This window comes from Photobacterium proteolyticum (assembly GCF_001939735.1).
Taxonomy (GTDB): Bacteria; Pseudomonadota; Gammaproteobacteria; order Enterobacterales; family Vibrionaceae; genus Photobacterium; species Photobacterium proteolyticum.
Genome location: NZ_MJIL01000042.1, coordinates 1 through 20,014, shown reverse-complemented (window position 1 = coordinate 20,014; position 20,014 = coordinate 1). Strand labels below are relative to the sequence as shown.

The window sequence follows — 20,014 nt, the reverse complement described above, 5'->3', positions numbered from 1 at the left end:
CATCGAAAAATCAACTAAACATCAGGCTTTATCATTCCCTACATCAATCGCATAGCCAAGGTGAATGAATGTACCACAAACCGTACGGAAATTCTAAGCAAGCGACTGTAATCACATAGAATTAGGTATGTATTGATAAGATAACAAGTTTATTTATCTTTCATACCTATTCATCAAATAAAGCTAAAAAATAGAATCAAGTAGCAAATTTGCTTCCGTTTGGACAATACCTTCAATAGAGCGGATACGTCCTAGCAAGGCGCCCAGAAGCGTCAGATTTTTGGCTTGTATCTCAGCGATAAGATCCCAATGACCGTTGGTATGGTAAAGTGACAAAATCTCAGGAAAATGATGAAGTTGCTCCAGTACTTTATTTTCATCCTTGGCCACCACACTGATACTCATGATCACCTTGACCACACTCTCATCCGCATCGGCTTTCAGCTTCACGGTATAGCCTAGAATAATGCCTTCTTTTTCAAGTTTGCTGATCCGGTTCTGAACCGTTGCCCGAGAAACCCGCAGCTCCTTGGCAAGGTTAACTATCGGCATACGGGCATTTTTCCTAAGCAGTGACAACAGCTGCCTGTCTGTATCGTCCAATTTACTCATTCGTGCTTTCCCTTTCTCCACCAAGTGACAAATCGCCACCTTTACCCATCATTATGTCAATATTAGTTGATATTTTGTACACATAGCTGACTTTTTGTTGGCTCAATTGAGCAGTAAAATGCACTCGATCAAATCAATATGAATAAAGTTTATTATTGGAGTAAGGGATGACGTTATTTCTAGATGTAGCAACGTTAGGCTCACTGGTAGATGAGCACGGTACTGAAGGCTTCATGGCCGGACTTCTGGATTATATGAAGAGTGATTTTTGCCGATGGGAAGAGTTTGACAAGTCATCACGAACGGCAGCCCATAGTGATATCGGTGTGATTGAATTGATGCCGGTTGCCGATAACATCAACTATGGATTTAAGTTTGTAAACGGACATCCTTCAAACCCGTCAGTGGGCATGTCTACGGTAATGGCCTTTGGTGCCCTTGCCGATGTATCGACTGGTTTTCCACGACTGCTCTCGGAACTAACGTTGTCCACGGCTTTACGTACCGCGGTGACATCAGTGATGGCAGCCCAGGCTCTGGCCAACCCACACGCCGAATCGATGGGTATGATTGGTTGCGGCGCCCAGAGTGAATTTCAGGCTATCGCATTTCACACTATTCTCGGGATCAAGGAACTACGTATTTTCGATATCGATCCCGAGGCAATGGAGAAGGTTGTTGAACACCTGAAAGACTATCCTGATCTGACGGTTATTAAGGCATCTTCCGCCAAGGCCTGTGTCAAGGGGGCTGACATTGTGACAACCGTTACAGCAGACAAAGCGTATGCAACCATTCTGACACCGGATATGATTGAACCTGGCATGCATATCAACGGCGTCGGTGGTGACTGCCCGGGAAAAACAGAGCTTCATTTAGATGTACTCCTGGCCGGTAAGATTTTTGTCGAGCACGAGCCACAAACCCGCGTGGAAGGCGATATTCAACAGCTACCTGCTGAACACAAGGTTAATCCACTATGGAAGGTTATTGCCGGTTTAGAACACGGACGTGACAGTGCAGAGCAGATCACTATCTTTGATTCTGTCGGTTTTGCCCTAGAAGACTTCTCTGCCCTTCGCTATATCTACGACCAGGCGGTAGAGGTTGGCGTTGGTGAGAAAATTGAGCTGATCCCTCAGCTAGCTAATCCAAAAGACTTGTTCGGGTTAACCAAAGCTCAGAGAGCAGCGATCAAAGAAGTCGCATAAATCACGACCATGCCCCAAAAGGCACTACATTGTCAGGAGAGGCCCCCTCTCCTGACTTCCTGTCACCAGCTAATAAGCAATGATAGCCTTGTAAGCACAGATATCGAAAAGTATAATTACTATCAGTAAGTTACCATGACTTGCTTCACTCTCATCAATGTCACCAGGGAAAGAACGTTCTTCATCTATCTTGATGGTGCCAGGTTTTGGTGAATGATTTATAGCGATAGATTTTCAGCAGTATTAAGGTACGCAATGTCAAAACGTATGGGTAAAGAGGCAAGAAGAGAGCAGCTTTTATCAATAGCAGTATCGATTATAGAAAGCCGCGGTGCAGATGCATTAACACTCGCCTCGGTTGCGGAAGAGGCCGGAGTCACCAAACCGATTGCCTACAACCACTTTGAAACTAAAGAAAACCTGCTAAAACAAATCTATCAAGACATTGATAACCGCTTAATTGAATCAATCCAAACCGCGAAAGAATCAAGCAACCAGTCAATTGACGATATTGTTGCTATTCTTTGTGAATCCTACTTTGATTGTATGCAAGTCAACTCTAAGATTTACGGCCTTACTATTGCTGCACTAAAGTGTTACCCAAGCAATGTTGACCTTTCGCAAAACATACAAAATTTCTTTGTAAGAGCCTACTCGGAACTTTTTCAACTGCCAGTCACAGGTGATAACTATCAAAACCGTTTGAAGTTGATCTCTGTTTACGGACTCATTGAATCAGTAGGTGAAGCTGCAATTACTGGCCAAATCCCACAAGAGGCTGCATTAAGCTACTTAAAAGAAGAAGTTCACCACATTCTGACTAAGTAAACCACTGCAAGCTATCAACGAACGCTCTTGATTGCACCTTCAAGCTCATCAAGAGCCTACTATAAGTACGTCTGGCTTAAACCTACTTTGCCAAACTACGTTTTTGAAAAATAAAATTACACTCACTTCTCTTCTTATATAAGCATCATCATGACGTTGATCAAAGATTAATTAATAATCATCTCAACAAGCATAACTCAACCTATTCATATCGCCAAAATAGTATACCAATCACACCTTTCACAAGTTACCAGTAGTAACATCACTCGCAATAATTAAGTTACCACTAGTAATATGACTATATTCCCTGTCTTAAACCCCTATATGCCGATATTAATCCGCAGATAAGACATTGAATATTAGCCATCTTTTTAGGCATAAAGAGGTATTTAACAGTATAAAATTTTACGAGTACATTTCGAAAATTAATTCTCATAATTAAAAGATAAGAGTGAAGGTTCAACATGGAACAATCTTCTATATGGTTAAGCATATTGTCGTATCAATCCGCAATTTCATGGTTATTGATCGGTAGCATTGTGGGCGTCGCCTTGCTAATGGGCCTGTTTGTGTTTATCAACGGAACATCAAAACTTGAGAGTGGCTTTACTGGCAGGCTAATCCAGCGCTGGTCAATTCGAAGCGTTATAGTCCACTGGTTAGGTGCAATCCCTTGTTTAGTATTGATTTTCACAGGTGTAGTAATTGGAGCTGGAAAAGTCATTTTCGAGCCTGGAAGCACTCACTGGGCAGCCGCTGTCAAACTATCTTCAACATTACATGAGTTAGCTGTTTTCCCTTTTATATTCGGTGCGCTCCTCATGGTTATTATGTGGTGGAAGAAGCAGCTATTTAAAAAATATGATATTGACTGGTTTATTAAAGCAGGAGGCTATATAAATTTTGGTAAAAAACAGCACCCTGAGGCAGATTTTGCTAATGGCGGCGAAAAACTCTGGTTCTGGGTATTTACCATTAATTTTATTATCCTCTCTGCAACAGGATTAATGCTCTTTTTCTCAGAGATAGCCCCCGCTCCTGAAAATGCCCCTATGGTCATTTCACTTCATATTATTTCCGCGATGATTATCGGCGCATTTGCCATTGTTCATATATTCATGGCAACCGTTATTTCCGAGGGTGGTTTGAGCAACATGATCACTGGTAAATGTGATGAAAACTGGGCAAAGCAGCATCACAATCGCTGGTACAAAGCAATAAATAAAAATAGCAATGAGGTGGAAAAAAATGGATAGACGTAAAGCGATTAAGTTACTCGCTGGCGGTACCACGGTTTCATTGGTTTCAGCCTCCCCCGTCATTGCATCAATAGCCTCCAGCGACTCTGACAACAAGAACAAAAAGCTGGCAATGGTCATCGACCTGCGCCGCTGTAACGGCTGTAAAGCCTGTGTCACAGCCTGTAGCCAAGAAAATGGCACGGAACCTGATGAACACCGGACCCAGGTACATCAAAGCAGCACTCAAATTAACGGCAAAGAATATACCCTCAACCTTCCACTGCTTTGTAATCAGTGTGACAACCCAGTTTGTACCAAGGTATGCCCGACCGGAGCCACGTTCAAGCGCAAAGAAGACGGAATCGTCGTCGTCGACTCCACGGGCTGCATCGACTGCAATTTCTGCGTCTACACCTGCCCGTATGATGGTGTTCGCTTTACCAATAGCAAAACAAAAACCGTAGATAAATGTAATTTCTGCATTCAGCGAACTTCAAAAGGCTTTCTTCCCGCCTGTGTTGAAACCTGTACCGGCGGCGCCCGTGTGTTTGGTGACTTGAATAATCCCGACAGTAATGTCACCAGGTTGCTCAAACAACACGAAGCATTGGTGCTGCAATCAGACAAGAATACCCAGCCTAACGTTTTCTATATTGGCTTAACGGCAGCAGAAAGTGATCACCCGTATAGCTTAAACTCGAATCTAACATGGCAGCGCTAATTATGGACCGAAGACAATTTTTAAAAGCAGGAGCTGCTACAGCTATCACTGGCGGACTGGCAGGCAAAGCAACCGCTGCGACAGGTAGTCACGAGCATGACATCAGCCGCTACGCTCCATTAAGCCCCGAGCCTGAATTCATAGTAGGACCTGATAACGAGCTGACCAACAATCCGGACCAACGCTTTGCGTTTACCAAATGTTTTGGTTGCTATAACGTCTGCGGTGTTCGCATTCGTATCGACAACAAAACCGATAAGATTCTCCGTGTATGCGGTAACCCTTACGCCTTATCCACTCAGTCGGGCAGCCCCATTGCCATGGAAGTCTCGCCTCAGGATGCGATGCAGAAATTAATTGGCGAAAAGGGTAACGAACACCGAGCCACACTTTGTGGCAGAGGTAATGCGGTTCCTGATGCTATCACCGACCCACGACGCGTGACTCAGTGTTTGAAACGTGTTGGGAAACGAGGCGAAAACCGCTGGCAATCAATTTCCTACGAGCAACTTGTAAAAGAGGTCGTTGAAGGTGGTGATCTCTTTGGTGAAGGCCATGTCGAAGGCCTGGCAAAGATCCACGATGATAAAACCATTGCCAACCCAGAGTATCCGGACTTTGGTCCGAAGAAAAATCAGCTACTGATGACAGGTTGTTCAGAAGACCCAGCCCGGTGGGACTTTTACACACGTTTCTCAGAAGCGTCCTGGGGGACACCAAATATTGGTAACAAAGACTCATACTGCGGCCACCAGCAAGTCGCCGGATGCGCATTGGGCGTTGAATACGGAGCCAACAGTGGAGCCCTTCCGACAACCGATTTTGAACATTGCGAGTTCGCAATATTTATCGGCACCAACCCCGGGCTCAGCGGTATAAGTCTGAACTCCGCCTCCAAGCGATTGGCTGATGCGCGAACACAAAACCCTAACTTCCGTTATGTGGTCGTCGATCCTATCCTTCGCTCACTCACCACATCATCAATGCCAGATAACTGTGAATGGGTCCCTATCCGTTCGGGTGGCGATACTGCACTGATGCATGCCATGATGCAGCACATCATCAACAATGAGCGCTACAACAAAGCCTATCTGGCTTCCTGTAGCCAGGAAGGCGCGTACAAAGCTGGTGAAATCAACTATACCAATGCCCCCTACCTGGTCGTCACCGACAAGAAACATCCCCTTTACCGTAAATTCCTCACAGCCGAAGCCTGCGGCAAAGGCAATGCGGATACCAAAATGGTGATAGACGCTGCAAGTCAGCAGCTAACTACATCTGACAGTACAAAACCTTGCAACATTAAGTTCAGTGGCACAATAGCGACAGAGGACGGCCAGACCGTTGAAGTAGAAACGGCCTTCTCACTACTGGCAAAACGTGTCAATGAACATTCTATGGCTGAATACGCCAATGAGTGCCAGATCCCAGTAGACAAAATCAAAGAGCTTGCCAACGAGTTCAGCTCACACGGCCGTCGTGTCTCTATTGAAACCAATACCGGCTGTAACGCCAGTGACGGTGGCCAGTTCGGGTTCGCCATGATCATGCTCGCCACACTTGTCGGGGCCCATAACGCCAAAGGCGGGATGCTACACACTGGCAGTATGGGCTTTGAGAACACCTCCCCGCTCTACGACATGATGGCCTTCGAACACGCACACGTCAGCGGCTTTAATGTTGAACGTTCGGGCGATTACCGACAAAGCAATGAATACAAGGAAAAGGTCAGCAAGGGAGTCAATCCATTCCCATCGGATCACCCCTGGAACGAAACGTTCGTTCAGGATAATGCCGGAGAATTGCTCGTCGCACATGCCAATGCGAATCCATTCCAGTTCAAGGCCTGGATCGCATGGGCCAATAACCCTCTCTATGCTTGCTCCGGCCTAAAGGACCAGGTTGAAGAGTCCATCAAAGATCCTAAACAACTAGGCCTGATCATCGCATCAGACCCGTATATCAATGAAACCAATATCTACGCCGATTATTTTGTTCCGGATTTGGCCCAGTACGAGCAGTGGGGCGCTTCTCGCCAATGGGGAAGTGAATTAATGGGTGATGTTGTCTCCTTCCCGGTTATCACGCCGAGAACACCACTCAATGCTGAAGGCAACCGAGTCTGTATGGAGCAATTCCTGATTGATATTGCCAAGCACCTCAATTTACACGGATTTGGTGAGAACGCATTCAAGGATGCAAAAGGGAACACAAAAGCGATCCATACCCCTGAAGACTACTATATCCCAGTACTCGCCAACCTGGCACACAGCGATGAGGTATTACCTGCCCCAACAAAAGATGACATCAAGTTCACCAGTGTCGATCGCATTTTCCCGCTACTCACAGAGCGATTAAGTGCAGAGGAAATCGGGCCGACCATGTTCCTGTTTACCCGGGGGGGCCGCTATTACCCGGTAGACAACCGATACGAAGGCGAATTCTTTAACGAGATGATGCGGTGGGATGCACAGTTCCAGATTTACAACGAAGGGCTTGCACATATCACCAACTTCCACTCCGGCGAGTACCTTGACGGTTTACCGGTCTATGACAAGCAAAGGTTCTGGGATGGCACCGCCATTCGAGAGCTTTGGAACGAGAAAGACTACCCGTACTATTTCTCGACGTTCAAACCTCAGCTTCGCAGCCCATACTCGGTCACGCTCAAGGGCATTACAGCCCTGGGCGAGTCAAACTTTATTCAAATGAATGAATCTGATGCGAAAAAACACGGGCTCAAATCCGGTGACAAGGCAAGATTAACGTCCCCTAAAGGCACTTTCATTGAAGGCATCGTTCAGGCTGACAATACCGTTGCGAAAGGCTGTATAGCGGTACCGCTTGGATATGGTCATACCGCCTTTGGTGCAAGTGACATTACCATAGACGGCACCACCCTACCTGGGCTTCCAGAAAGAAAAGGAGGCATGGCTGTTAATGCCTTTAACGCCGTAGACCCTACCCGCCAAGGAGCCAGCCTTTATCGTGATGTAACCTTTGGTTCAACAGCCCGCCACGGGATCCCTGTTGCGATTGAGAAATGCTAATGGCCTATTGGTATTAGTTGATTAATATAAAAGCCTATAAAAAACCGCTCGATTGAGTTCGAGCGATTTTATCAATAATGTAGACTAATATCTCTCAGGCGACCCACAATCGAGACATCAGAGCCATCCGTGTTAATAGGTGGTTCTATTACGTTTTCTACTGAGGAAGTAACTGACTCAGTGCTTTCTTACCGCAATCTTCCTCAATTATTGGGTTTGGGGCACCAGATAAGCCAATGGCTCCAACGACGCTCCCATCGTATAACAGTGGCAAACCTCCTGTTAAAAGAAGAATGTCATCTTCCATCTTTCCAAGTTGACTATACCCCGTTGATTCAACGGCTAATGTTAGCTGAGAGGTTGGTACTTTAAGTGTTGCAGACGTATATGCTTTTCTGTAACTGGTATGGACCGTATTGCTTCCAGTGCTCTCTCCTCGATAGAAGTAAACTAACCTTCCTTGGTCATTCACTACAGAAACAGAAATAGGAACATTGATTTTATTACATTCAGCTATCGCTGCTTTCGCAATTGACTCCGCTGTAGATGTTGGAAGAAAATATTTTGTTGGCAACTCTGCTGCATTTACTGGTAGTGTTAACATGAAATAGAGTATTGCCAAGTAAATTAGTTTTCTGGACATGTTTGCCTCCTTGTCGTTTGGGAGGTTTTTTATACCGTTTATAACTCTGCTTACTCTACAATCTTGATTGTTTTTGGTTGAATAATTTTCTATGTCTATTCATTTTCATGACCTTAGTAGTACACTGAAAGAAAAGCTGCATTCGCTTAAGCACACGAGAAATTACCAAGAAGGCCAGTATATTCACTATGCTGGCGATGCCGCCAATCGAATTTACTTAGTTGAAAATGGCAACATTCGAATTAGTAAAGTGAGTGATAAAGGCAAGGAGCTAACCATACGAGATCTAAAAGCCGGCGAATGGTTTGGCTTTATTGGTTGTTTTGGCCTAGGAGTTAGACCCAACGATGCTGTAGCCACAGAGGGCTCAAGAATCAGCCATATTTCATTAGAAGAATTTGTAAACTTAGCTGATTTGCATCCTGATTTATGGAAGTCGATAACTAAGCAGCTGGCATCTTATGTCGAATACTACAACAACATAATTGAAGGAGTATTATTTAATTCTTTAGTTGAACGTACATGGTCTATGCTCAGGCAGCTTTGTATTTGGCAGCAAACACAAAATTTAAATATCAGCCAAAAGGAGTTAGCTTCTCTATTAGGAGTTACTAAAGAAGCTACAGGATTACAGCTTAAGAAGTTAGAATCAGATGGACTGATATCTCTTGGTTACAAAAGCATATTGGTATTAGATAAATTGTTAGATAAGTGATCTTGATATGTCATCGCATATTCTAGCTTCCTTCTGTCGACGACTATCCACCATTAACACCTAAATACAACATGGCTACAGAACAAAGGCTAAGACCAAACAAGGAAGAGTTTAGCCCAGATACAACCTGAAAAACGCCGATAGCTAAAGGACTAACTGTCAGATCATATCTGGACTAATATTGCTAAAATTTAAGCCCTACTGTGTACTACCCTGTTACTCTATATCTTAAATATACTTATAGCATCACGTAGCCGAGTCGCCATAGCATCTAGGTCACTTGCTGTATGCACGTTAACCTGTACATCATCAGCTGTACTCGCCGCTAAATCATTTACATTCACAACACTTTTATTTATTTCGTCCGCAACTTGGGATTGCTCTTCTGCAGCAGTTGCTATTTGACTATTCATATCCTGTATAAGCTGTATATCATTTTCAATATCAGCCAATGAACTACTTGCCTCATCTGATTTAGTTAATGTCTGCTCAGCACTGGATGCATTTTCTTTCATCAAGCTAACTGACCGGAATGCCTGCTCTTGAAGATTTTCTATCATCGACTGTATTTCATTAGTACTTGCTTGCGTTTTTGTCGCCAACGTTCTAACTTCATCCGCTACAACAGCAAACCCTCGGCCATGTTCACCTGCGCGTGCCGCTTCAATGGCTGCATTTAGTGCAAGTAAATTAGTCTGTTCAGCAATCCCTCGAATTACATCTAATATCCCACCAACATTTTCTGTCTCACGGTGAACATTTGTAATCACTTGCTGCACGTGGGCAATATCACTAACAAGCTGTGTAATCTCTTCATTCATTTGGGCGACAACGGCTAACCCTTGTTTTGAACTTTGACTTGCATCATTTGAAGAGCGCGATGCTTCAACCGCATTTTGAGCAACTTCTGAAACAGTCGCAGTCATTTCATTCATCGCTGTGGCAACCTGTTCCAACTGGTTCATTTGAGATTTAGACGAACTATCCACTTTTCCTGACGTCCTCCCCAGCAGAGCTGAAACTTGAAGGAGCTCTTGAGAAGATTGATTAATATCGCCAATAATACTCTTGAGGTTATTGGCCATTGTAAGTGTAGAACGATATACACCGGCATTTTTTACATTAATTTCAGGGATATTGGTTAAGTCACCATTAGCAATTTTCATTACTAAAGCTTCAATTTCTTTCGGTTCACCACCAATAGGCACATACATTAATTTAGTGACAAGGTAGTAAGCACTGACAATCCCCAAAACAATAAAAATCAAACCAGAAATCACGTTAGCCTGAACCGCAGAATAGGAGGTCGAATTTATATCATCCCATGTTGCCCAAGCCCAAACGGTCCACTGCAACGAGTCAATTCTTGATGAGACAACAAAAAAATCACCTTTCTCAGGTACTGTATACGAATGTTCACTACTGCTTGAACTCCTGTATTGTTCATAGCTAGGTCGCATCTTGTACAAATTTTCACCAACAAATTCAGGATAACTGGCAGCCATCAAATATCCATCCTCTCTTGCAACAAAAAGGTTAGGTGTCGAGGAGAGTTCATTTACATAATCAGTGATATCACTCATTTTAATACTCATACCGATAACCGCAATAACCTGACCTCCTAGTTTCAGTGGCTTAACCAAGGCCATAGTTAGATCGCCCGTTGTCGCCATAAATGGATTGGTTACTGTCCTGTCAGCACCTGACATTCCCTGAATAAACCACTCACGCTGTTTCTGTTTAGCATTAAAATTAGGTATTTCACCTTTATTAGATGCATCATACGTTTTGCCATCAGGCATACCAATAAAGAAATTAAGAACTTTCATTTGCTGCATGTTACCGACGAGAAGATCAATTACTCTGTCGTTTATCACAACCTTACCTTGTTCCACCTCTAGCGCTGAAGACAAACTATCCAATGCAACAAAATAGCTCTCAACTTTACCCTCTACAGCTTTTGCGACGAGATAAGATTTACTAGACAAACTGTTACGGTAGTCACGAGTTGATGAATTATGGATCTGAGAATACCCCAATACAGATAATACGGTAATGATTGCTGCAATCAATATTCCTATGGACAGCATGAGTTTATACCTAGCACTCATAGTCCTCTCCCTTATATTTTTAATGTTGAAATTGTTGTTAATTTGTAACCAAGGTATATCTTTTTCTCAAAACTAGTTTAATGTTTGATAATTTATAAATTAAGTTAACTCCTTTTAAGGAGAGTCATTTGGCTAGCACTGATATTTAAGTAGGGTAACCAGTGCCACAAGTGTCTTGATAGTTTTGGAAGTCAGAGTTTCACCCATATTTATTAGCGTAAAAACGGAAAAATTCATCCCGGATACCAGATAATATTTCTCGCACTAACCGACCATAGTTTAAATTATCTTTCTTATTCATACTCATTGATTCCAGCATTCAATAACAGTAAATTCATACAGCAATTACTCTCAACATAATCAAAGGGAAAATGCACCATCGGCAACCTACCGCGTTAACAGGCTCGTAACACGCACCCTTTGAACTTAATGTGCATCAGGCAATAATAGGCGGAATTATATCACCAAAACAACAAAATGAAAGGATACGAAAGTCACAAGCCTTTGAATAACTTCAACTTGAAAGACAAAGAAGGAAATGTCACAATGTAAAGAATACAGCAGGAAACATCCAATATAGAAGCATCTAATGATTAGACGTTACGCAAAATTCACACAAAAGCACCCATTACAACACCTAGTTGTAATGATGATTTTACTATTTATAATAGTATTCAGCGCATATCAGTTATTAGAGCACAACAATCTAGTATATTCACTAGGAATGGTAGTACCTGTACCATTTTTAATTTTATTTTCGAAGTCTTATGAGTACAGTAAAAATTATCTTCAAAAATAAAACTTATTACTAAAGATAAAACAATATGAGCTATTTAAAATATCTTTATAGCCATTTAACGCACCTGAAATAACATTATTTCCATTCCCAAAAGACTTGTACGATGTAATCGACATTTTCTACATCAATAAGCCCAGCGTTACCTTCCTGTTACCCGACCTTTCTTAACATAGCCTTGTCTATTGGGTACAAATAAAAGGAAAGGCTTATGTTCCGTTCTCATCGCAAACTTCTCAATATTGCTATCTTGTGTGCTACAGCGGCTTTAGTGGCTTGTTCCACCGACTCGACGACACCCTCAACAAATTCCACTGCGAACTCAACGAAAACGACGAATGTAAGAGTCCCTGCAGAATGGGAGCCGCAAGCTGCCGTTTGGATGCAGTACCCAGATCATTGGGAAGCCAATATGCGCCCGGCGTTTGCACGGATCGTTTCTGTCATCCAGAAATATCAGCCAGTGCATATGCTTACCCGTACACAAGAAGAAAATGACCAAGCCCAGCAGCTAATGACCAGCCTCGGCGTTGCAGAAACAAACCTTGAATGGCATGTCGTTCCCATCGACAATGCCTGGATGCGTGACAATGGACCAATTTATGTCACTGACGGCACTAGCACCTGGATCCAGAACTGGGGATTTAACGCCTGGGGCGGCAACTTTGGCGGCGACGTCGGTTATACCAAAGATAACCTCATTCCCGACTATGTCGCCGAGCAGCTCAATGTCAAATCTGAACAATACCTTGATTACATATTGGAAAAAGGTAATGTCGAGGTTAACGGAAATGGTATTTTGGTGATCAACTGGGACTGTCAGGATAATCGCAACCCAGGTATGACTCAGCAAGAGCATGAAGCTATTCTGAAGGAAAAACTGGGGGTGCATACGATCATCTGGGCTTTCGGGCACTACCCCGGTGAAGGGACCACTGGCCACATTGACGGCACAGCAAGGTTTGTCAATAACAACACCCTTGTCGTAACCGTTCTTGATGACAGCAGAACTGATGATCTGTTGGTTAACGATGCAGAGGCTGCCGGGCTTAATGTTCTGCGCTATGATGGCAACCCTAACTGGTTAGTCGGTAACGGGTTTGTTGCCGCCATGGCCGATGAGCAAACACAGTACAATGCCAGCCTTAAAACCCAGCTTGAATCTTTCTATCCGGGGCGGGATGTTTTCCTCATCGAGACCTCCGATATTGCCAACGCCGGGGGCGGTATTCACTGTGTGACCAACGACCAACCTGTCATCTAATCAAACGGAGCCGCAACAATGCAGATATTACTTGTCGAAGATGATATGGACTTGGCAGAATTGATAATCGAGTATCTTGAAGCTGAAGCCATCGAATGTGATATCGCATATAACGGCTCCATGGCACTCAACCTTATTGAAGAGAATACTTATCAAGTCATTGTCTCTGATGTAATGATGCCAAAAATGGACGGCTTTACGCTGTTGGATAAACTGCGCAACAAGAACATTCAGATACCTTGCCTGATGCTTACCGCGCGCAATAAGCTCGAAGACAAGCTCACAGGCTTCGAAAAAGGGGCCGATGATTATCTCGTCAAACCTTTCGAATTGGCTGAGCTCACTGCGCGCATCAAAGTTTTGGCACAGCGTACTCAACCGCTAGGCCATAAAATAGAAATTGCCGATTTAGTTCTCGATTTGAAGGAACGCCAAGCTTACCGGGCTGGACAACTATTAGCACTAAGCGCTGCTGAATGGCAACTGCTTGAAATGCTTGCCAAGCATAGCCCGGCCGTTGTATCTAAAGTCGACATTGAGAACCATATCTGGGGTAGCGACGCACCTTCCAAAGACGCTCTCAAAATGCTGATTTACAGATTACGCAAAGTAGTCGACTTACCTGAGGTCAGCCCGTTAATCACTACCGTTCGGGGACGTGGTGTGCTGATAGCGTCACCAGAGGATCAAGCTCAATGTTAAGCCGTAGTATTAGCCGATATATCTCACTGCAGATTGCCTTGCTAATCTCAGTCATATTGCTCGTGTTTTATTACATGATCACTGTGGTGTATGACTGGGGACTCGATGATTCCGTTCACTACTTCATGACATTAGAGGCACAAAGCTACATTGAACACGGCAATCCTGCTGCCAACAATGCATCTATCGTGGTATACCCTACATTTGAGTCACTCCCCCAACCTGTCCAACACGTATTTGGAAATCATGTCTGGGAGGAGGAAGAGCTGTACTTTCAATCTCAAGACGATCAGTTCTTCTATTTAATGCCTTACTACAACTCCAATGCTGACCAGCTACTATTTGTTCTTCACACCAATTACGAATTATCCAATAATGAAATGGTTGGGCTTTCCGTTGGTGAAATCGCCTCACTATTAGCTTTAACCATAGTCATACTCACCATCGGAGTCATACGCAACTTAGGTTGGTCATTGATAAAACCGCTCAATGCATTACACGAATGGAACCGCCAGGTATCAGCAACAAAACAGACCTTAACCAGCGCAGATCCCATGCCTGATTTTCGCTTTAATGAGCTGAATGAAACGGCAGAACAAATACGTCACTCAATAGTAGAAATCAATCAGCGTAACGATAAAGAAAAACAGTTTCTACGGGTTCTAAGCCACGAGCTAAGAACGCCTCTGGCAATTACCAAAGCCTCACTAGAGTTAATCAACAAAACCAAACCACAGTTAGATCCAAAGCTCGCCAATAAACTCAACAAGATTGAACGAGCCAATACCAATATGTGTGCCACCAGCGAAGTCCTGCTGTGGTTATGGTCTGATGATTTAACCCAATTTAACACTCAACAGGTCAATCTGAATGAAATCATCAAGCAAGAATTAGAATGCAATCAATATTTGGCAGCGAACAAAAGTGTGAATATCAGCCTGTTTGAACACGAGGCGTTTATTGAAGCAAACCCTGTATTGGTGCAATTGCTGGTAAGAAATCTGGTAAGAAATGCCCTGCAATACAGTGCTGACGGCAATATCAATATTGATTTCAAACCTGGTTCCGGTTTAACACTCATTAATCCAATCGCCAGCCAAGACAGTTCTATTAATGAACCCGATGACTATGGCTACGGTATCGGACTGTATCTGGTGACAACTCTGTGCGAGAAGATGAACTGGAAATGCGTAATTCAGCAAGATATGGAACAGTTTCAGGTGTATATCAAGAAACTAAGGTAACTGTCAGATCAGATCTGAATTAGTACACCTAATCCATTGTGCAGTAAACACTAAAACTGATTCAAACTGAAAATCCCACGCGTTACGAATCACTCTTAAGCTGCTTGTTATGCTGCGATCTCACAGACTTTGATGTACTTTGTCTCTGAAGGTAAATCTATAAGTCCAACCTGCAAAAACTCTGGTTTCAACTTTACATCCGACAATTCACTTAAAGGGAACCACTTAAACTCAAGATCTGCGTCTGACTCGATACCACTGAAGACCCCGTTCATTGGAAATTGATGAGGTTCCTCAAGTTGGACGAAAAAGTAATTAGCAATTTCATGAAACTTTTTATTTGAATACTCAAAGAAGTTTTCAACGTACCAGAGATGACGTTTTACAACTGCTGTAACCCCCAACTCTTCAAACAACTCTCTATTTAATGTGGTATCTGAGTTTTCAAAGAACTCCACTCTTCCACCGGGAAGTGCCCAAAAAGAATCTCCAACAGTTCTATGAAGCAATACATGGTTATCATGAATTATTACTGCAGCGCTTCGGAAGTTAAAACAAACATTCCCTTGATCAAACTTCAACATATTAACTCCTAGCAGCATACCGCCACATTAAGGTGTGAACAACGCAATGGCGAAGCTTCTGCAAAAGACCTGACAAGAGAACAGGGTTCAGAAAATATATAGCTAATCAGCATTAACTGAATGCAAATAAGCTTTAGCACTAACAAACATAGGGGCATTTTCGTGTTAGATTAATCTATCAGATCAAGCCACATTCTGGTATGGAAACTGACAGATAGCATGCTGACTAATCCAATTCAAACGAAAAACCCAGCCCTTCAGCTGGGTTTGCTCTCTTCTTTTACTCTTAACCTATCTGTTCTCTTACTTTAAATTGCAGCATCAACGCCCTTAACTCTTCGGCCAATTCAGCCAATTGCTGACCCGAGTTTGCCGTCTGCTCTGCACCGCCAAGCACTTCTCTGCCTGACTGGCTAATACTGACAATACTCTGGTTAATCTCTTCAGAAGCGACCGACTGCTGCTCACAAATGGTGGCAACTTCTATATTTTTACTATTAATTTCATCGACAGACTGATTGAGCATTTGTAAAGATTCACTGGCAATGACAGCTTTATCCGAACTCTCTTCTACCATCTGACGGCTAAGCTCCATAACCTCTACCGCTGATGTAGCCTTATTTTGTAACTGCTCTATTAGTTTGTGAATTTGAGAAGTCGCGTCCTGCGTACGCATTGCCAGAGAACGAACTTCATCTGCAACAACAGCAAAACCTCTTCCCTGCTCTCCAGCCCTGGCAGCCTCAATGGCAGCATTCAGTGCCAGAAGGTTGGTCTGATCCGCTATTTCAGTGATACTGTTAACGAAATCTCCAATATTGTTACTCTCCAGCTTTAGCTCATCAAGCTTGCCAGATGCATTCTGAACCTGGCTAACCAATCCGATCACAGCCTGTTGATTCTCAGCTACTATCTGACTTCCTTTCTGCACTTCTTCACTGGCAGTCTGTGTCAGCTGAGATGTATTTAACGCGTTGTCAGCAACCTGCTGAACAGTTGTTGACATCTCAGTCATTGCTGACACGACATGTTCAGTGTTTAGTTGTTGGGCATTCATTGCCTGAGTAGTCTGCTCAGTGGCGGCGGCCATATCTGCAGCTGAAGTTGCAATAAGATCAGAAGACTGAAGAATTCGGAAAATGGTCATCTCCATTTTTCTGGCCATATGATTCATAGCTTTTAATAACTGACCAGTTTCATCGCTGTGATCAGCATTAATCATAACTCGAAGATCACCATCTGCCATTTTATCTGATGCGTCGACAGCTTGTTTCAAAGGACGAGTAATTGTGATGGTAAAGCCGTACCCGCAGGCTGCCCCAAAAAGAAGAGCAACCACACCAATTGCGATCATACCGATGATCGCTGCATGTTCATGTTCTTCAACAATATGCAACGCATCTTCAGTCATCGCTTCTACATCAACAAGGAACAGCTCCAGATTATGGTTAAGTTTCTTCTGAATCGACTCAAGTGCAGCAAGCCGATTTGTTGCCTCAACCAGGTTGCCTCGCTCAACCTGCTTAATTAAATCATCAACATGCTGTTCGTATTGCAAATGTTGGGAGCGTAACTGAGATAAACTAGCGCTTAGCGACTTTTCTTTATCCTTTAAGCGTTCTGATGTAGCGTGCAGCATGGCCTGTGCCAACAGCTTTTCCGCCTCATTTATCTTGTTATTGATCGTAGCGTTCATGGCTGCGAAGCTTTGCCTGAAATGTGTCAGATTACTCTCTGCGTCAGCATCCTTTAGCCCCGCATTCCTTAGCGTCCGCTCGACCAACACGGCAGATTCAAACTGCTGAATTGAAATAACGGTAGCAATATCCGTAAGGGGAATATCCTCAGAAGTAATGCCTTTCAGCTCATCTCCAATTTGCGACAGCTTGAGATATCCATAGCCCGCTATACACATCATAAGCACAAGTAGGATGCTAACCAGAATCAGCATCTTGGTCGCAATTTTCCAATTTTTTATAAATTGCATACTAGCCTCAGTGAATAATTATCACTTTTTATTATGTTATTCGGGTTCATATTTAGCCCTTGTAAGCCCCTCATACGGTTAAAGGTGCTATTTATTGGCTCAACCCATGTCGTATCTGCACAGAAAAACCCTCATTATTCAATGAGGGATGGGAAGCACATAACCTATTGATTAAAATAGTTTTTCCTTTTCAACCACAGATTATTCAGTGTTCATAAGATTTACAATGAAAAAACCACCCACCATAAGCACGTTATTGCATATCATGCGGTTAGCTTATTCTTAATCGTAAGCTTAATCTCTTAACCATCTGATAATAAAAGATATATTCTCGATGTTATGTGATAGCTATGCATCCCCACTCATTTGTGCACATAATATATTCTTTCTTTGTAATAATTTGAAACAATTTGTTGCCTTTTGAGGCAAAAAATACTGAAACCCAGTAATTTAAACTCTGGCTATGCTGGATTGACTAGTACGCGCGACGCTTTAGAGCAGGGGACAGGAAATAGAAAGAAAATGGGAGAGCTTTGAGGGTAAATTTATCTGAATTTCTGGCAGAAAAAACCAGCTCTAGGCAGGTTTCAATGCGATGGTTAAACCATCGGTGATACAGACTGAACCGTATCCAATATGGAGGCGCGTCCCGGAGTCGAACCGAGGTCCACGGATTTGCAATCCACTGCATAGCCACTCTGCCAACGCGCCATCTTTTACATTGTTAAGGCTTGTCGCCTTAGAAACGAGGCGTACTTTACGCCATTATTATATTGAGTCAACAACCAGATTTGTATTTTTAACTCATATGCTTAAGAAATAGTCTCGCCAAAATAATTGATACCTATTCACTAGATTAGCAACCAAAGCTCACTAAAATCGTGAATGCTTTTCCAGATAACTAAAACTCTAATTACCAATTATTCACCGTTTGCCACTACCATTGAACTGGTTAATGACTAATACTCTTGGGTTATTCAGTTAATCACTTTGTTAGATCTTTAAACCTTTTTTTCTGCTCGTACATATATTTATCTGCACTAGCAAACAGCTGCTGAATACTAATATCTTGACCATGATAAAGAGAGTAACCGATACTTAAAGAAGGTTGAATCTTATTGTCATACCAAATAAGAGGATCTGACTCAACGGATTGGTATATATGCTTAACAATCTTTCTAACCTGCTCTTGTTTAGTTACCCCTCGCAGGACTACCATGAACTCATCACCGCCAAACCGAGAAACTGTATCGGATGCACGCACTGTATCCACCAGCCGATTTGCGACATACTTTAATAATTCATCACCAGCCTCATGACCTAAATTATCATTCACTAACTTAAACCCATTTAAGTCAATGTACAGTAAAGCGAAAGGCTGCTTATTATCCGCAGGTGCCATCAATCGCTCCAGCAGTGTGATAATAAATCGACGGTTTGGTATTCGCGTCAACTCATCATGCAACGAATCCTTATGCGCACTCTTATAGTTTCGATACAAAAGAGCGACTGAAAAATAGCAAATAAGAGCTACGAAACCACCGAGGGATCTGACGACAGCTTCTGTGAATTGAATATGTTCAATATTTCTAAGTTGAAAATTTGCGGCTAAAAGCAACTTACCACTTGGCAAATTGATCGGGAACTCCATATCAGAATCGTCAAATATGCTTGCTTTTCCATAAAAAACGTCTCCGATAGAGCCATCTAGCCTCTGTTTTCGAAGCGAAATTTCCGCGCCTTCAAAGGTTGATAGTCCAGAGTCATCCAGTATTTTTTCATAGTTCATCACCACACTCACACTCCCCCAATAATTACCTTTCGTGGGATAATCAGAGAAAATAGGATAACGAGCTATTATGGCGGTACCTCCTTGTACTAGCTCGACAGGGCCTGCAACGTAGACACTCTGTAACTCTTTAGCAAACATCACCGTTTTAAATTGCTCAGGACGCGTTCTGAAGTCGAAACCAATGGCTGCCTCATTCCCTTCTAATGGGTAAACATGCGTGATGATATTGTCGGGAGCAAGACCGACATTACGAACATAATGAGCTTTTCCAAGAAGTTTTCCAGCAATAATCGTCCAATTCTCTTTCACAAAATTAGGATCAATAGAGACTACAGTTGCAAGGCTATCGGCTAAGTAAGTATCTTTATATATGCTTGCTTCAATACTGGAGCGGACTAAAGCAAGGTTATGGTGTATGCTTTCTTTCTCATTACTAGGGCGTGTTGATCTTTGCTGTACATTTCGCGTTCAACAATACATCGGTAGCCACATTAACATGAATGCCAGCGATAA

15 protein-coding genes and 1 tRNA gene are annotated in these 20,014 nt (G+C 43.0%); 9 read left to right on the top strand and 7 right to left on the bottom strand.

The window, feature by feature from the left end; genetic code table 11:
- Positions 1-183: 183 nt before the first annotated feature.
- Positions 184-612 (bottom strand): Lrp/AsnC family transcriptional regulator, encoded by a 429-nt coding sequence (locus BIT28_RS01790; RefSeq protein WP_075761929.1) that lies wholly within the window; start codon positions 610-612, stop codon positions 184-186.
- Between the two features lie 167 nt (positions 613-779).
- Between BIT28_RS01790 and BIT28_RS01785 the strand changes: the two genes are divergently transcribed.
- The 5 genes from BIT28_RS01785 (at position 780) to BIT28_RS01765 (ending at position 7,663) form a co-directional block, all read left to right on the top strand.
- A complete protein-coding gene (locus BIT28_RS01785; RefSeq protein WP_075761928.1) occupies positions 780-1,823 on the top strand; it encodes an ornithine cyclodeaminase in 1,044 nt (347 codons plus the stop codon).
- Positions 1,824-2,078: 255 nt separating this feature from the next.
- The gene (locus BIT28_RS01780; RefSeq protein WP_075761927.1) at positions 2,079-2,651 is read left to right on the top strand and encodes a TetR/AcrR family transcriptional regulator; all 573 of its coding nucleotides are present in this window, start codon (positions 2,079-2,081) and stop codon (positions 2,649-2,651) included.
- A 464-nt stretch (positions 2,652-3,115) separates the two neighbouring features.
- Positions 3,116-3,907 (top strand): formate dehydrogenase subunit gamma, encoded by a 792-nt coding sequence (locus BIT28_RS01775; protein WP_075761926.1) that lies wholly within the window; start codon positions 3,116-3,118, stop codon positions 3,905-3,907.
- Positions 3,900-4,613, top strand: coding sequence for a 4Fe-4S dicluster domain-containing protein (locus tag BIT28_RS01770; protein WP_075761925.1), 714 nt, complete (start codon positions 3,900-3,902; stop codon positions 4,611-4,613). Before BIT28_RS01775 ends, BIT28_RS01770 begins: the two co-directional genes overlap by 8 nt.
- A 2-nt stretch (positions 4,614-4,615) precedes the next feature.
- Positions 4,616-7,663, top strand: a complete 3,048-nt coding sequence (locus tag BIT28_RS01765; protein WP_245823634.1) for a molybdopterin dinucleotide binding domain-containing protein — start codon at positions 4,616-4,618, stop codon at positions 7,661-7,663.
- Between the two features lie 157 nt (positions 7,664-7,820).
- Here the strand turns inward: BIT28_RS01765 and BIT28_RS01760 are convergent, their stop codons facing one another.
- Entirely contained in the window at positions 7,821-8,306 is a 486-nt protein-coding gene (locus BIT28_RS01760) for a GlcG/HbpS family heme-binding protein (RefSeq protein WP_075761923.1), read from the bottom strand.
- A gap of 91 nt (positions 8,307-8,397) precedes the next feature.
- On the opposite strand from BIT28_RS01760, the gene BIT28_RS01755 reads away from it, so the two are divergent.
- Positions 8,398-9,021: a Crp/Fnr family transcriptional regulator gene (locus BIT28_RS01755; protein WP_075761922.1), complete on the top strand. Its 624-nt coding sequence runs from the start codon at positions 8,398-8,400 to the stop codon at positions 9,019-9,021.
- 221 nt (positions 9,022-9,242) lie between these two features.
- Here the strand turns inward: BIT28_RS01755 and BIT28_RS01750 are convergent, their stop codons facing one another.
- On the bottom strand, positions 9,243-11,132 hold the full coding sequence (locus tag BIT28_RS01750; protein WP_075761921.1) for a methyl-accepting chemotaxis protein: 1,890 nt from the start codon (positions 11,130-11,132) through the stop codon (positions 9,243-9,245).
- A 1,007-nt stretch (positions 11,133-12,139) separates the two neighbouring features.
- Between BIT28_RS01750 and BIT28_RS01740 the strand changes: the two genes are divergently transcribed.
- Genes BIT28_RS01740 through BIT28_RS01730 form a run of 3 tightly spaced genes read left to right on the top strand, consistent with a single transcriptional unit; the run spans position 12,140 to position 15,138 of the window.
- On the top strand, positions 12,140-13,192 hold the full coding sequence (locus BIT28_RS01740) for an agmatine deiminase family protein (protein ID WP_075761919.1): 1,053 nt from the start codon (positions 12,140-12,142) through the stop codon (positions 13,190-13,192).
- An 18-nt stretch (positions 13,193-13,210) separates the two neighbouring features.
- The gene (locus BIT28_RS01735) at positions 13,211-13,894 is read left to right on the top strand and encodes a response regulator transcription factor (RefSeq protein WP_075761918.1); all 684 of its coding nucleotides are present in this window, start codon (positions 13,211-13,213) and stop codon (positions 13,892-13,894) included.
- Positions 13,888-15,138: a sensor histidine kinase gene (locus BIT28_RS01730; protein WP_075761917.1), complete on the top strand. Its 1,251-nt coding sequence runs from the start codon at positions 13,888-13,890 to the stop codon at positions 15,136-15,138. Before BIT28_RS01735 ends, BIT28_RS01730 begins: the two co-directional genes overlap by 7 nt.
- A 107-nt stretch (positions 15,139-15,245) precedes the next feature.
- Here BIT28_RS01730 and BIT28_RS01725 read toward each other — a convergent pair whose 3' ends face one another.
- The 4 genes from BIT28_RS01725 to BIT28_RS01710 form a co-directional block, all read right to left on the bottom strand.
- Positions 15,246-15,722 carry an NUDIX hydrolase gene (locus BIT28_RS01725; RefSeq protein WP_075761916.1) on the bottom strand — a complete coding sequence of 159 codons (477 nt, stop codon included), beginning with the start codon at positions 15,720-15,722 and terminating at the stop codon, positions 15,246-15,248.
- Between the two features lie 286 nt (positions 15,723-16,008).
- Positions 16,009-17,709 (bottom strand): methyl-accepting chemotaxis protein, encoded by a 1,701-nt coding sequence (locus tag BIT28_RS01720; RefSeq protein WP_075761915.1) that lies wholly within the window; start codon positions 17,707-17,709, stop codon positions 16,009-16,011.
- A gap of 637 nt (positions 17,710-18,346) precedes the next feature.
- Positions 18,347-18,420 (bottom strand) — tRNA-Cys (locus tag BIT28_RS01715).
- A 274-nt stretch (positions 18,421-18,694) separates the two neighbouring features.
- Positions 18,695-19,810, bottom strand: coding sequence for a diguanylate cyclase domain-containing protein (locus BIT28_RS01710; RefSeq protein WP_083651694.1), 1,116 nt, complete (start codon positions 19,808-19,810; stop codon positions 18,695-18,697).
- Positions 19,811-20,014: the final 204 nt, after the last annotated feature.